The following is a 14334-nucleotide window of genomic DNA, read 5'->3' as shown; positions in this document are numbered from 1 at the left end:
TCGGGTGGTGTGACGGGCGAGGAGTTGGGCGGTCAAGGGCGATGCCTGCGCGGGCGTGGCGGGTTGTCCGGCTTGGGCCTGGTGGCTGCCGGTGAGTCTTCGGAGTTGGAGGGGCCCGGCTGCTGGGGCGGGTCGATGATCCCGGGGATGCGCAGCACGCACTCGGGATCCTGTCCGGGGCCGGAGGATTTCAGTTCGGTGATGAATCCCCGGTGGGGTTCGGCGCCGTGGTTGCGGAACTGGACTTCGGTGTTGAGGCGGAAGCTGTAGCGGGGGTTGGTGAGGGCGCCGCCGCGGTCGAGGCGGGCCTGGACGAGGGCGTCCAGCAGGTCGACCACGTCCAGGTGGTTGCCTTCGCCGTAGTTGATGAGGTCGACGACCAGGGGCGTGCAGGAGTCCTTCGGCTTCGGCGTGGTCGGTGCGGTGCCCGTTGGCCAGGTCGCCGAACAGGTGCTGCTGGTAGGCGTCCAGCGCCAGCGCGGTCGCTTCCATGCGCTCGTTCATGCGTGCACCGGTCCCGGAGCCGGGGCCGTGGTGGCGGTGGTGAAGCCGAGCCAGCCGGTGGGGACGGCCACGAGGCGGGCTTCGTGCGGGGCGAGGTGCTCGTTTTCGGTGCACTGGTAGAAGGGGCCGCGTGGGCCGAGGAGGACGGGGAGTTGGTGGTCGAGGTGGTCGCGGTACCACAGGGCCATGCCTGTGGCGCCTTGCAGCCGCATCGCTTCCCAGGCGAACCACAGTGCGGTGAGGCGGGAGATGGCCTCGCCGTGCCGCCACCATTCGGCGCACCAGCGGAACTCTCCGCCGAGCGTGCGCCGGTACATCGGGACGAAGTGCTCGCTCACCCAGGCGGTGACATCCGGGTACAGCGACTCGGAACGCCTGCCGGCGTTCGCGGACGGGGCAGGATCGGACATGAAGCTGAAGCCTCCAAAGCGGTGGATGTGTGCATGTGAAGGCCCCTTTCTCTGCGGACGTGGACGTGTGCGGAGCGTGGTGCGGGGTTAGGTCGGTGGTGCGGGCTAAGTCGTGGGCTCGGTGTCGGGGCGGTCGTGGTGGCGGCGGGCGGCCTCGGCGATCGCGGCGCTGGCGGTGGTGATGGCTTTGCTGATGGGGGCGGCGTGCGGCCCGCTGTACCAGGGGCGGAGCCGGATGAGGGCGGGTTTGGTGCCGGTGGCCAGCAGCAGGGCGGTCCCGGCGGGCAGGGCGCGGATGTCGGCGCCTTCGAGGATTTCCTGGCGGCGCAGGGAGATCTGTTCGCTGGCGCGTCCGTCGCTGTAGGTGATGGATCGGACGGGCACGTCGTGCTGTCCGATGAGGGTGGCCAGGTCGCGCACGAGCCGCGGCGAGTCGATGCCGGCGCCGATGAGTTTGCGGGTGGCGGCGCCCCAGAGTGCGGCCATGCCGGGTTCGCCCCAGACGGTGACGCCCTGCTCGTAGCTTTGCAGGATGGTGACCGGGATGATTCCGCGTGAGCCCAGGTGGGAGTACAGCTGGGGCAGGTCGGCGATGCGGCAGATGTTGGCGGCCTCGTCCAGTGCGACGATCAGGGGAGGGTCGAGGCGTCCGCCGGCTTGTTCGGCGCGGCGTTCGGCGGCGCGCATGGTGGTGTCGGTGAGTGCGGCTATCAGCGGCGCGGCGGCCGATAGCGACTTCGACAGCAGGTACAGGGTGTCGCGTGAGCCGGCGAACGCGTGCGGGTCGAAGACGGGCAGGCCGCGGTCGGGGGTGACCCAGGCGAGGATCTCCTGGTCGCGGAGGGCTTTGGCGGCGGTGCGGGCGGTCTGGTAGATCCCGTCCCTGGTCTCCACTGCGCCGTTCTGGGTGCCTTTCAACGAGGAGGCCATCAGCTGGAACCCGGCCTCCTGGAGCAGTTCGATCGGGGTCGGGACGGCCGGCTCGTCCAGCCACCGGGCGACGTGGTGCAGTGACCGGGCGGAGGTGGCGGCGGCCAGGAACAGGGCGCACAGCAGGTCTTGCGCGGCCGGCCCCCACAGGTCCTTCTTCTGGCCGTCGTCGACGGTGAGGACGAAGTGCCCGGCCAGGCGGTGGGCGTCTTCGACGGTGGACAGTCCGGCGAGCGGGTTCCACCACCAGGCTTGCGGCTGGTAGGTGATGTGCTGCGGATCGAACAGCCAGATCTTCCCGCCGCTGCGTTCGGCGCGGACGGTCGCGATGGCCGACCACAGGTCGGCCTTGTTGCTGGTCGCGATGACCGGTCCGGGCGCCGACAGCACGTGCGGGATCGACTGGGTGGTCGTCTTGCCCGACCGCGGCGCCATGAACGCCACGACGGTGTCCTCGAACGAGGCGAACAATGTCGGCCCGCTCCGGTCGCCCGGCAACAGGACGTCCCCCAGGACGAGACCGATGTCGTCTGGCTCCAAGTCACTGGGGTCGGATTTGGCGAGAGAACGCCGCAGCGCGATCGCCTTGCGTGCGGTCGCGTCCGGCTGGAGAGCGGTCAGTCCGGGGTTGTCGCCGAGCGCGGCAACTGGATCCCCAGGCTGTGGAAAACGTCGCGCGATCTTCGGCCAGATCTCCCAGACGGCGCAGGACAGTGCAATGACCAGCAGAAGGAGGATGAACAGGACAAGCCATGTCGGTGTCCCCGGCCAGGCCAGATCGGTCCGTCCCCGGGCGAGGGTGACCGCGAAGTCGGTGCCGAACGGCATGACCGTCCCGCCCGCCGCGACCGCTCCCAGCTTGGCCGCGGCCCACACGATCCACAGCCCGGCGATGGGTGTCCAGCAGGCGGCGAGTATCAGCCATGCGGCGCCGGTGTTGGAGTGCCACAGTGATGCGCGTGGCCCCAATGCCCGGGTCATGCGGTCGTCCGGATGGCGTGGTCGGTGTCGTAGAGGTCGGTTTCGGGGCCGACGAGGGAGAGTTCGACGGGGATGCCGAGGCGTTCGCCGGTTTTGATGAGGTATTTGCCGCGGCCGGGGTGGCGGGCGCCGGGTTGCCAGGAGTCGGGTGCCGACCAGGAGGTGACGAGGTGCTGTTCGGGGCCGGTGAGCGGGGTGATCTGGTGGACGCGGGCCAGTTCGCGGGGCGGGAGTCCGGCCAGGACGGTGATGGCGGAGCGGTCGGCGAACCCTTTGGCCTTGGCGCGGTCTTCCTCGGTGGCCAGCGCGTCCAGGTCGGCGAGGGAGTGGGTGATCATGACCGAGGCCATGCCTTTGGCGCGGTTGAGGCGGGTGAGGGCGTCGGCGTGCTCGACCAGGCCGGGGGCGCCGCGTAGCGCGCGCCACAACTCGTCCATGACGCCGAGGTAGGAGCGGCGCGGGGCGGCGCCCAGGTCGGCGAGGGCGGTGGCGGCGTCGACCATGCCGAAGGCGTAGGCCCAGGTGCACAGCATCGCGGCGGTGAGGAGTTTGTCGCCGGCGGCGCGGACGCGGGAGATGTCGACGCTGATCGCGGGCGCGTCCAGGTCCAGCGGCCGGGTGGTGGCGGCGTCGAACACCCCGGCCAGGGACCCGGATATGAGCAGGTCGAGGGTGAAGACCAGGTCGCGGGTCTGGGCGCGGTAGGCGTCGCTCGAATCGGTGCGGGCCGCTCCTCGCAGTTCGCCCGGTCCCTCTTCGAGGAGGCGCAGGACGTCGACGATGGTGGGTTCGCGGTCGAGGCGGTGGTCGAGGAGGTCGATGGCGCGGCCCAGGACCACTTCTTCGGCGTTGGTGATCCGGGCCTCGCGGACCAGAGTCGCCAGGGCCAGGAGCAGAGACAGGCGGCGGGAGCGTACTTCCCAGCGCAGAGTTTCGGCGTCGGCTCCCGAAAGGCGGCGGCGTGCTTGGTCGAGGGCGCCGGCGTCCAGGGGGTTGATGCGGTCGGCGCCGCGTCCGACGCGGATGACCTGCCCGCCCAGGTAGTCGACCAGGCGGGTGTAGTCGGGTTTGGTGTCGCCGAGGATGATCGGTGTGGTGCCGGTGGCGACGGAGCCGGTGACCAGGCGTTTGACCAGGGTGGATTTGCCGGTGCCGGGTTGTCCGAGGACGAACATGCCGGGGTTGGTGACCAGTCCCTCCCGCAGCCAGGCGAGGGGGTCGAGGCAGACGACTTCGCCCCACAGTTGGTGGCGTCCGACGGGGGTGCCGGCGGTGGGGGTGCCGGATCCGGCGGTGAAGGGGTACAGGCCGCAGACCTGGCTGGTGGTGGCCTGGTATTCGGGTGCGGGTTCGACGTGCGCGGCGCGTCCGGCGCCGTGCCCGCGCCACCCCCAGGGTGGGGCGAGCGGTTCGGACATGGCCAAGGTTTCGGCGTTCGGCAAGCGTGACTCCCACGGGTGTTAGTGGATGAGGCGGCGGGACAGTTCGGGCGGGCAGATGCCGCACGGCAGGGTGGTGGCGAACCCGGCGGCCTGGCTGCCCCACAGGCGCCGCAGCCGGATCTTGGCCGAGTCGGCCGCGGCCTCCACGTGCGCGGCGGCGCGTCGGACCTGGACGGGGTCAGTGGCGGTGACGGTGGCGTACAGCGAGACCAGGCACACCCCGGCACCCATGGCCTCCTCGGCGGCGGCCTGCCGGGCGCGCGCCCAATCCCAACTGTCGCGGGCGGTCTCATCGCGCCCGGTACGGCGCCGGAACTGAGTCCGGAACGCCGCCGCGTTCACCTCCTGCTGCAGCACCCGGCTCGCCGCCGCGGCCGGCAGCGCCCGGTACTGCAGGGTGACGCGCTTGGGGAACGGGCCGGGCGCCACCAGGCGGGCCAGGACGTCGGAGCGGACGTTCTGACGCGGCGGCTCATGCCACGCCCAGCTCACCGAGCATCCGCCGTCGTGCTCGTAGTGGCCGGTGTGCTCGGTCGCGGCCACCGGCCCCGCATCACACCAGCCCAGAGCCTCATGCGCGTCCGGCCCGGCCAGGAGCCGGTTGACCTCTCCGCGCGCATTGGGGTCGAACGCGGTACGCACCGCCCCGGCGATCTCCGCGGCCGTGGCCCGGCCTAGAACGGAGACGCCGCAGCCACCGAGCCGGGACGCCAGCCCGTCTAGCGTCCGGCCCAGCTCGGCGACCGCCTCGTACAAGTCCTTCGGACGCGCCGAGGACGCCTTGGGGTCGAAGGTGATCGACACGCGGGTGTCGACATCGGCGGCCGCGGCGGGAGCGGTGCGGACCAGTTCGCTCATGATGGTGCGCGCCGGGGCGGGCGCAGTGGGGACGACGGCGCGGCCGACGGCGTCGGCGAGGGTGGACCCCGGTTCAGGGGCGGTATCGACCGTGACGGTCACCCACCGGATGGCGGGCATGTGCCCGAGGGAGGCCAGCCAGCCGCCCCACCCGGCGACCCAGGCGTCGGCGTCAGCTTGGTCGGCCAGCCAGGTCGAGGTGGGCACGACGCGCAACGTGGCGGTGAGCAGTCCGGTGCGGCGGTCCCACACGATCCCGTACCGGCCGCCGTACCCGTCCTCGGCGCTCAGCAGCGTCAACGGCGCCAGCACCCCCGGAAGCTGGAACGCGCGCGGATGATCGATGACGACCCCGGCCCGGTAGCGGGTGTGACCGCGCCACACGGCCCACCGCCACCGGCACCGCGCCAGCACCAGCCGCGCCACCGGGACGCCACCAATGCGGAGCAGTCCGAGCCCGCCGCCGATCAGCGTCGGCGGGAGCAGATAGAGCAGCAGGTCCGGGGCAATGGCGGCGACCAGGACCAGCAGCATCGCCGCGGCCAGGGCGATGAAGGTGGAGGCGGTGTCCAGGCCGAGCAGACCGATGCCGTGCCGGCGCCGCCATCCCCCATAAGTGCGGACGTCATGCCCCATGGCCGCCCCCTTCACTGGCCGCGCCGGTCGGGCCGCCGACCCCGCCGGTCGCGGCCCACCGGACCGCGTCCTCGCCCCGCTGCCGCTCCTGTTCGGCCGTCCGGACGACGGCAGGGCCGACCGGTTCCCCCTGACCACCGTCCGGTGGCGCCCACCCAGTCCCGCCCGTCCCGGACGAGCCGGCGTCGGACCGACCGCTCCCCGGCGTGGCGGTCGAGTCGACGCCGTGGCCACCCGGATTGGCCTGCGAATGCGGGTCGGACGGCGGCTCAGGCGGGGTGGGCGGCTGGTCTGAAGCATCGTCGCCGGGTGGCGTGGCGTCCTCGAGCTGCTGCTTGAGGTAGGTGGTGTGCTCGCTGACCGAGCCGGCCTGGCCACCCCCGGCACCGCCGCCGCCGTAGGCGCGCAGCGCGCCGAGCGCGGCGGCGCTGCTCATCAATGCGCCGAGCATCCCGCCCCCGGTACTGGAGTCGGTGCCGCCGGTGGTCCAGGTGAAGAACTTCAGCAGTACGGGGAAGGCGATCAGGCTGATCAGCATCATCGCGAACCCCATCAGGACCGTGTGTAGGTCCTTGCCCTTGCCGACCAGCGTGAACGTGGTCGCATACACCGCCGCCGCGGCCGGCTTGTAGAAGATCAGCGCAAGCATCCAGCCCGCCACGCGCGGGAACCATGCCTTGGTCGAGGTGGTGATCATCCCTGCCGCAGCCAGCGGCAGCAGCCCGGCCAGAATGACCAGCGCCGCCCCGCGAAACAGCAGCAGGATCGCCTGGACGAGCCCAATGACCAGCGCGAACAGGCACAGGATGAGGACCAGTGCGCGCGGCGTGGCACTCGGGAACGCCACGATCTGGGTCATGCGCTTGGCGAAGTCCCCGTCGGAGGACGCGCTGAGGACCCAGTTGCACCACTGGTCGCCCCACTGCAGCAACAGGTTCGGCACCACCGTCCCGATCACAGCGACCACCGCCAGGACGGCCAGTCCACGGCCGGCGTCCACCAGCGGCAGCGCCTTGCGCGACAACGCCATCCGCGCGGCCACCGCCAGCAACGCCAGCACCGCCACCGCGACCGTCAACGGCCGGACCAGCAGCTGCAGGTATCCGATCGTCGGCGTGTCCTGCAGATCGGGGGAGGGAGTGTGCACCCACCAGGACGCGGTGGTGGAGATCAGCCACCCGGTCGCCGACCGGAACGACTCGGCCATCTCGTCCAGCACGTGCCCGCCGATCGCCCCCGGGATATCGGGCAGACCAGGCAGGTTCGGCAGGAGCGGGTTGCCGCCGCCGTCATCGTTGTCCACCGGCTGCACGCACGCCGGATCCAGGACTGGCGAGCACGGATCCGGCGGAAGCCCGGGCAGCCGGGGAAGCAGGGGATCCATCAGTGGCTCCCGCGCGGGAAGCGGACGTAGCCGTCCAGCGAAGTGATCGGGGCCGCCGCCCCGGCCCAGGTCCCGCCAGGTGGGGCGACGACGCGCCAGTCACCGCCCTGCCAGCGCAGCTGGAGCCGCGTCACGGCCCGGACGGTCACATCACTGTCGCCGGGACCGGCCGACAGCAGATCCACGCTCGCAACCTCGGGCGTGTAGCCCAGCCAGCGGAACCCCTCCAGCACCACATAGCCGCGGCCGAGCGGCTCCCCATCCGGGCGGTCACCCCGGTGCTTTTCGTAGGCGTCGCGGGTCGAGTCCATCAGCACATCGGTATCGGGACCGATGACCTGCCGCTGGATGGTCGGCCCGAACACCTCCGTACCCCACTGCATCCCGGCCCGCACCGCGATATGCACCGCGGCCAGCAGCGCACCCCGCGGCGTCCGCGCGAACCCGGCCGCCAGATCACCCTCGGTGTTGCGGGGGCCGTCCTGCGGCGAGTAGGGGAGCGCGATGCCGTGGTAGTCCCGCCACGACACCCCGGCGAACGACACCTGCGGGGCATTCACCAGCTGCCTGGCCTGTGTGGTCGTTCGCACGATCACCGGGGTGCTTGTGGGGGCCGCCCTGAAGATTGAGGGCACGGCCATGCCGAGCAGCACTCCGCCGCCGACCACGGTCACCGCGATGACCCGGCCGCGGCGCCGCCACGGCACGCCGCCCGGCTGCCCTATGTCCTTGGTTGGTTGGTTCATTTGAAGAACACCCCGACGATCGGGGCCGCCGTGGCCGCCAGGCTGAGCCCGCCCAGCACCCACGGGATGCCGGTCGCGCCGTCGGCGGCGAACGTAGAGCGGTTCTTGCGGCCGATGGCCATCTGGCCCGCGCAGATGAACAGGCCGGCGACGCCGCAGATCAGCACGCCCCACTTGCCCCACGCCAGCAGCGTCTCCATCTTCTGATCCAGCCCCGGCGGCGCCTCCGGAGGCGGATCGGGCACCTCCACACTCCCGTCCAGCCGCGCCAGCGCCGCCAGCGCGGTCAGGGTGAACGAGGTCAGCACGATCACGCCCTCCCGTCCGCTAGCCGACGAAGCTCGTCGAGTGCCTGGCGTGCCTTGCCCGGCAGGACGACCTGGGAGGGGTCCTCCACCAGCCGCAGCGCCCGCACATGCGGGACCCGTACCACACCGCCGACCCGTCGTCCCTCCAGCAGCGCGAACCGGGCCGTGGCCTCCCGCGACTCCGGGCCGCCGTCACTGACGATCGCCAGCGCCGCCACCCGCTCGTCCCAGTCGGCCAGGGCTCCGATCGCCGTGGTGGCGTCCTTGGCCGCCACCGCGGTGTTGCGGACCGCCAGCACCACCGGACGGCCCCTGGCCTGCAGCGGCGGGCGGTCGAACTCCAGCAGCGGCCCGATCGACCCCAGGTCCCACAGCGCCGGCAGCAACGCCGCAAGCGTGGAGGTCCCGGCGCCGCCGTGCGCGCCGGCCACGACCACGTCCAGGTCCTCGCCCGCCTGGCCGCCTGCCTGGTCGGCCGGGCTTGGTCTGGTTTGTCGAAGACTCACCCACATACCCCCGAATCGATGCACTGAGTTGCTGAACGATCACGGTACGTGGCAACATAACAGAGCGCAAGCATCGCCAAACAAATTCAGACAACGGCATCACGTCGAACAGGAAGCTTCCGCAGCACCCGATCCGCCACACTGGAAGGACAACCGTGACCGCCCACCCAGGAGCCCCACCGATGACCGAGACACCCGGCCGCGACCCCGACGTCCTCACCACCGCCGAACTCGCGACCAAACTCGGCCTCTCACCCCAGACCGTCCGCCGGATGGCCAACGCCGGGCAGATCCCCGCCCTCAAAACCGGCAAGGACTTCCGCTACTCCTGGCAAGCAGTCCGACAGGTGCTGCGGCAGCCCCACCAGCAACCCGGGGAAGCCGCCCATGACCCAACTAGCGAGTCTCAGCCCAAGAAGGGCGCTGGGTACCGCGCCCAACGCCAAGCCCGCACCGGCGCCCAGGACTAACCCCACCCGATCCCGGCAGCCGACCCGGTGAAGGCCGCCGCCGCCGCATGCGCCGCCGCCCTCGCCCTCCCCCTGGGCCTGCTCTTCCTGGCAGCCGGCCACGACTCCGCCGCAGGCACCGGCTCGCCCCTGGCTGGCGCGCCCACCGCCGAAGCCAAACGCGACATCCCACCCGCCTACCTGCGCTGGTACCTCGACGCCGCCCACACCTGCCCCGGCCTGCCCTGGAACGTGCTGGCCGCCATCGGCAAAATCGAAACCGACCACGGCCGCTCCACCGCCCCCGGCGTCCACTCCGGCGAAAACGCCGCCGGAGCCGGCGGCCCCATGCAATTCCTCGCCGCCACCTGGACCGCCTACGGCGCCGACGGCGACCACGACGGCACCAAGGACCGCTACAACCCCGCCGACGCCATCCACGGCGCCGCCTACTACCTGTGCGCCAACGGCGCTGGCCAAGGCGGCAAGCATCTGCGCCGCGCTATCTGGCAGTACAACCATGCCGACTGGTACGTCCGCAAAGTCCTGACCCAAGCCGCCCGCTACGCCGCCCCCACAGCAACCGGCCGCGGTGCCATCGCGGTCAAGGCCGCGCTGCGCTGGCTCGGCACCCCCTACTCCTGGGGCGGCGGCGGATCCACCGGCCCCTCCTACGGCACCGCCCAAGGCGCCGGCACCAAAGGCTTCGACTGCTCCGGCCTCACCCAATACGCCTGGGCCCAGGCCGGCATCCGCCTACCCCGCATTGCCGCCGACCAATACAACGCCGGCACCCACGTCCCCAGAGCCCAACTCCAGCCCGGCGACCTGCTCTTCTTCGCCACCAACCCCGACAACCCGGCCACCATCCACCACGTCGCCATCTACTACGGCTCAGGCCGGATGATCCACGCACCCCACACCGGCGACGTCGTCCGCATCGCCCAGTTCACCGGCAACCCCTACCGCGAACGCCAATACACCGGCGCCACCAGACCCACGGCATCGCGCTCTACCCAGACCTGACCGGAGGACCGCCCTTGCCCCACCACGGGAACCTAAGCCGTGACCCACACTCGCCCGGGACCGCCCGCGGCCACACTCGCCCAGTACGCAACCGCGAAGACTCGAAGACGATGCCACCCCATCCGAAGAAGGCGAAAACCCCGCCGCCCTGCGCGCCGCTCCGCGCCTTCAGTTACGGCGGCGGCTGGCAATCCACCGCCGCCCTCGTCCTGGCCGCCCAAGGACGCATCGACTTCCAGACATTCCTGTTCGCCGACGTCGGCGACGACTCCGAACACCCCGCCACCCTGGCCTACATCCGCGACCACGCCGCCCCCTACGCCGCCGCCCACGGCATCGACCTCCGCCAACTGCACCGCATCCGCCGCCACGACACCACCGAAACCCTCTACGGCCGCCTCATGCGCGAAGGCTCCCGCTCCATGCCCATCCCCGTCCGCATGAGCAATGGCGCCCCCGGCACCCGCTCCTGCACCACCGACTTCAAAATCCGCGTCATCGTCCGCTGGCTCAAAGCCCACGGCGCCAGCCCTGCCAACCCCGCCACCATCGCCATCGGCATCAGCCTCGACGAAATCCACCGCGCCAACACCCGCCGCCACGAACCCTACGAAAACATCGTCTACCCCCTCCTGGACCTCGGCATCCGCCGCACCGACCGCCCCCGCATCATCCGCTCCGCCGGCCTCCCCGTCCCACCCAAGTCCGCCTGCTGGTTCTGCCTTATTTGGAATCTGAGCGGCCTACGTTGCTGGGGCATGACATCGGTTCTCTGGGAGAAGTTCCCCCTGCTTGCCGGGCATGAGCACGCCCGTCGCTGGCTGCAGTTCACCGCGAACATCGGCCGGGCACCCAACACGGTCGAGGCGTACGGGCGGGCGGTCGAGGACCACCTGCGGTTCTGTGCCCGGACGGGTGTCGACCCGCTCAAGGCTCGCCGGGACGCCGTGGCGGCGTGGATCGGAGACATGCACGACCGGCCGAATCCCCGTGCAGCCAAACTGGTGCGTCTCGACTCCGGCTCCGGGCTGTCCAACGCAACGATCCAGCAGCGTGTGATCGCAGCGCGCTCGTTCTATGAGTTCCTGGTCGAGGACGGACTACGGGAACGCAACCCCGTCTGCCGTGGTCAGTCCGGCCGCCGCGGACGGCGCCCCAGGCAGGGACTGGTACGTCGAGTGGAGCGGGCACCGTGGATCCCCAACGAGTGGGACTGGCAGAAGATCCTTCATGCCGTTCAGGCCGAGCCGCTGCGCAACCGGTTCATGGTGGCCCTGGCCTACGACGGGGCGCTGCGCCGCGAAGAGCTCGTCAGCCTGCAGGTCGGCGACTTCGAACCGGCGTACTCGCTGATTCATCTGCGGGCGGAGACGACCAAATCCAAACGAGCACGCGAGGTGAGTTTCGGGGCGGCGACGTCGCGGCTGTTCATTGCCTACCTCGCAGAGCGCCGTCCACTGACGGGACGGAGGGAACAGCGTCTGTTCATCAGCGTTTCGCGACGCAACCGAGGCATGCCGCTGGAAGCGTCGAGTTGGTCGAAGATCGTGACCGGCATCGCGAAAACCGCCGACGTCCCACGGCTGTCCACGCATACCTTCCGGCATCTGAGGCTGACCGACCTGGCCCGTGCCGACTGGACCATCGACCAGATCGCCCAGTACGCCGGGCACCGAGACCTGTCCACCACGCTGCGATATATCCATCTCAGTGGCCGTGAGCTGGCAGCCAAACTACGCAAGGCGTCCGCTTCGGTCCAGGTCGACCGCGAACGGCTTCTAGCGACCCTGGCGGAAACGCGATGACCGAGGCCGCCCGCCACGCTTTCCTCGTCCAAGGGCCGAAGAGCCAGCGTATTCCCGCACTGACCATAGCCGAACAAACGACGCTCGCACGCCTGGTGGAACAACCTTGCATCCGGCTACGGGACCCTGAGCGAGCAGCGCTGGAACGCCTGCTTCTCCCGCTAGAGGAAGTAGCCGTCGGATGGGATCCGCGCCGGGTCGTGATCGCCCGCAACAAGATCCTCACCGAAACGCATCGACAACAATGCACCTGCTGGGCATGGGACGAGGACGTCTGGGTTCACCTTGCGACCGCCGACAACGCTGGCGACAAGCAGGCCCGGTTCCAGATCGTGGCGTTCGGTCATCTGCTGGGGGCCCACCACCGGCTGCACCATCGGGCCGGGATCGTCCAGGTGAGCAAGCTCGCCGACGCAGTGTTCGGCCCCCAAGCGGTGCAGCCGGCGCTGGAGGAGGTCAAAGGCACACTACTGGCCTGGGAAGCGTCGGAGAACGCCCTGTCGTGGCAGATCACCAACGCGACCATCGACCTTCTGCTGCGGTGCGGAAGCCCACGGCTGGAGGACATCACCGAGCAGCGTCTGCACGAATTCGTCACCGACACCCGGACCGCTGGACTCAGATCCCGGCGGCGCGGCATCTTCAAGCTCTCACGCGTCCTGGCCGACAAAGGCATCATCAACAACCCCCTCACCAGCAACGGTCACCAACGCGGCCCCCGACCCGGGACGCTGGCCAGCGTCCCGCCCCAGTGGCTGGAGTGGGTGCAACGCTGGCGCAAACTCAACACCCGCGAACCCAGCACCGAACGGACATGGGTGTCGGTCCTGCTGATCGCCGGCCGCTGGGCGGCTGAAAAGCACCCCAACGCCATCAGCCCAGACCAGTGGACCCGCGACATGGCGGCCGAATACGTCGCCGACACCCTTCAAGCCGCCATTGGTCAATGGGCCGGCCACGACCGCAACACCGATCGACTCGGCGAGCCCATCGGCGTCAGCGGCATGGCCAACCGCATCGACGCGCTCCGAGGCTTCTTCTGCGATCTGATCGAGTGGGAATGGATCCAACCGCGCTTCGATCCGCGTCGCGTCATTAGCCTCCCACGGTCTCGGCGGGCGCAACTCGGCCCCAACCCCCGGATCATCGATGACGCCGCGTGGGCCAAACTCATGGCCGCCGGGCTCACGCTCAATTCCGAAGACCTCAAGCCCTACGGAACTCCCCGTGCACGCGCAGCAGGCCAGCACACCACGTACTACCCCGTCGAAATGGTCCGGGCCCTGGTTGCTGTCTGGCTGTTCGCCGGATGCCGTATCGACGAGATCCGCCGCCTGGAACTCGACTGCGTCCGCTGGGACGAGGCCACCGACCAGGACAGCGGCGAGGCCTACCCGATCTGCCTGCTGCGCGTCCCCGCCAACAAGACCTCGGGAGAGTTCACCAAGCCAGTCGACCCCGTCGTCGGCCAAGTCATCGAGGCATGGAAGCTCGTCCGTTCGCCTCAGCCCGACATCATCGACCGCAAGACCGGCCAGAAACGCCAGCACCTGTTCTGCTACCGCGGGCAGCTCACCGGCCGTGCCTACCTCAACAATCACATCCTGCCCGCACTCTGCCGCAAAGCCGGGATCCCCGAAGCCGACTCCCGCGGGGCACTCACCAGCCACCGGGCTCGCGCCACCATCGCCACCCAACTACTCAACGCCCGCGAACCGCTCTCACTAGCTGACCTGCAGCAATGGCTCGGACACAAACACCCGGCGAGCACCCGGCATTACGGCGTGATCCTGCAACGCACCCTCACCGCCGCCTACAGGAGAGCCGACTACTTCGCCCGCAACGTCCGCACCATCGAAGTCCTCATCGACCGCGAGACCATCATGTCCGGCGCGGCTTCCAATGGGCAGCCCTGGAAGTACTACGACCTGGGCGACGGCTACTGCACCTACGACTTCTTCGCCAAATGCCCCCACCGGCTCGCCTGCGCCCGCTGCCCCTTCTACCTGCCCAAACAGTCCCACGCAGGGCAGCTCCTGTCCGTTAAAGACGGCATCGAGAGCATGCTCGAACAACTCGACCTCACCGACGACGAACGCCAAGCCCTCGAAGGCGACCGCGACGCCGTCACCGCCCTCGCCGAACGCCTCGCCAACACCCCCACGCCCGCTGGTCCCACCCCCAGCCAACTCGGCAACGACAGCGCGTTCATCTCTCTCACCGCACTGCGCGACAGCCTGCACGGACGTGGGTCATGAGGGTCAGGCCTGCATCAGCACACGACAGGACCAGATCGAACAAGCTCAGGATCGAAACCCTGCACATCATTCGATGTCGAGGACGTGACTT

13 protein-coding genes are annotated in these 14334 nt (G+C 70.1%); 4 read left to right on the top strand and 9 right to left on the bottom strand.

The window, feature by feature from the left end; all coding sequences use genetic code 11:
• Positions 1 to 32: 32 nt before the first annotated feature.
• From ABZ806_RS27985 to ABZ806_RS27945, 9 genes are all read right to left on the bottom strand, one after another.
• Positions 33 to 338, bottom strand: a complete 306-nt coding sequence (locus ABZ806_RS27985; RefSeq protein ID WP_500220381.1) for a hypothetical protein — start codon at positions 336 to 338, stop codon at positions 33 to 35.
• Between the two features lie 162 nt (positions 339 to 500).
• Complete coding sequence (locus ABZ806_RS27980) at positions 501 to 914, bottom strand: DUF4913 domain-containing protein (RefSeq protein ID WP_500220380.1); 414 nt, start codon at positions 912 to 914, stop codon at positions 501 to 503.
• Between the two features lie 105 nt (positions 915 to 1019).
• Positions 1020 to 2825, bottom strand: a complete 1806-nt coding sequence (locus ABZ806_RS27975) for a type IV secretory system conjugative DNA transfer family protein (protein WP_500220379.1) — start codon at positions 2823 to 2825, stop codon at positions 1020 to 1022.
• Positions 2822 to 4267: a putative type IV secretion/conjugal transfer ATPase gene (locus ABZ806_RS27970; RefSeq protein WP_500220378.1), complete on the bottom strand. Its 1446-nt coding sequence runs from the start codon at positions 4265 to 4267 to the stop codon at positions 2822 to 2824. The genes ABZ806_RS27975 and ABZ806_RS27970 overlap by 4 nt, the downstream gene beginning before the upstream one ends.
• An 18-nt stretch (positions 4268 to 4285) precedes the next feature.
• On the bottom strand, positions 4286 to 5761 hold the full coding sequence (locus tag ABZ806_RS27965) for an SCO6880 family protein (RefSeq protein WP_500220377.1): 1476 nt from the start codon (positions 5759 to 5761) through the stop codon (positions 4286 to 4288).
• Complete coding sequence (locus ABZ806_RS27960; protein ID WP_500220376.1) at positions 5751 to 7145, bottom strand: TrbL/VirB6 family protein; 1395 nt, start codon at positions 7143 to 7145, stop codon at positions 5751 to 5753. Before ABZ806_RS27960 ends, ABZ806_RS27965 begins: the two co-directional genes overlap by 11 nt.
• Positions 7145 to 7891, bottom strand: a complete 747-nt coding sequence (locus ABZ806_RS27955; RefSeq protein ID WP_500220375.1) for a DUF8175 domain-containg protein — start codon at positions 7889 to 7891, stop codon at positions 7145 to 7147. The genes ABZ806_RS27960 and ABZ806_RS27955 overlap by 1 nt, the downstream gene beginning before the upstream one ends.
• Positions 7888 to 8205, bottom strand: a complete 318-nt coding sequence (locus ABZ806_RS27950) for a hypothetical protein (RefSeq protein WP_500220374.1) — start codon at positions 8203 to 8205, stop codon at positions 7888 to 7890. The genes ABZ806_RS27955 and ABZ806_RS27950 overlap by 4 nt, the downstream gene beginning before the upstream one ends.
• Positions 8202 to 8705, bottom strand: coding sequence for a hypothetical protein (locus ABZ806_RS27945; protein WP_500220373.1), 504 nt, complete (start codon positions 8703 to 8705; stop codon positions 8202 to 8204). The genes ABZ806_RS27950 and ABZ806_RS27945 overlap by 4 nt, the downstream gene beginning before the upstream one ends.
• Positions 8706 to 8887: 182 nt before the next feature.
• On the opposite strand from ABZ806_RS27945, the gene ABZ806_RS27940 reads away from it, so the two are divergent.
• The 4 genes from ABZ806_RS27940 (at position 8888) to ABZ806_RS27925 (ending at position 14243) form a co-directional block, all read left to right on the top strand.
• Positions 8888 to 9175, top strand: a complete 288-nt coding sequence (locus ABZ806_RS27940) for a helix-turn-helix domain-containing protein (RefSeq protein ID WP_500220372.1) — start codon at positions 8888 to 8890, stop codon at positions 9173 to 9175.
• A gap of 27 nt (positions 9176 to 9202) precedes the next feature.
• Positions 9203 to 10180 (top strand): C40 family peptidase, encoded by a 978-nt coding sequence (locus ABZ806_RS27935; RefSeq protein WP_500220371.1) that lies wholly within the window; start codon positions 9203 to 9205, stop codon positions 10178 to 10180.
• 110 nt (positions 10181 to 10290) lie between these two features.
• Positions 10291 to 11985 carry a tyrosine-type recombinase/integrase gene (locus ABZ806_RS27930; protein WP_500220370.1) on the top strand — a complete coding sequence of 565 codons (1695 nt, stop codon included), beginning with the start codon at positions 10291 to 10293 and terminating at the stop codon, positions 11983 to 11985.
• A complete protein-coding gene (locus ABZ806_RS27925; RefSeq protein ID WP_500220369.1) occupies positions 11982 to 14243 on the top strand; it encodes a tyrosine-type recombinase/integrase in 2262 nt (753 codons plus the stop codon). Before ABZ806_RS27930 ends, ABZ806_RS27925 begins: the two co-directional genes overlap by 4 nt.
• The last annotated feature ends 91 nt before the right edge of the window (positions 14244 to 14334 follow it).

The organism is Spirillospora sp. NPDC047418, assembly GCF_040643275.1.
Lineage (GTDB): Bacteria > Actinomycetota > Actinomycetes > Streptosporangiales > Streptosporangiaceae > Spirillospora.
The sequence above is the reverse complement of the archived record's forward strand: the minus strand, read 5'-3'. Positions and strand labels throughout refer to the sequence as shown.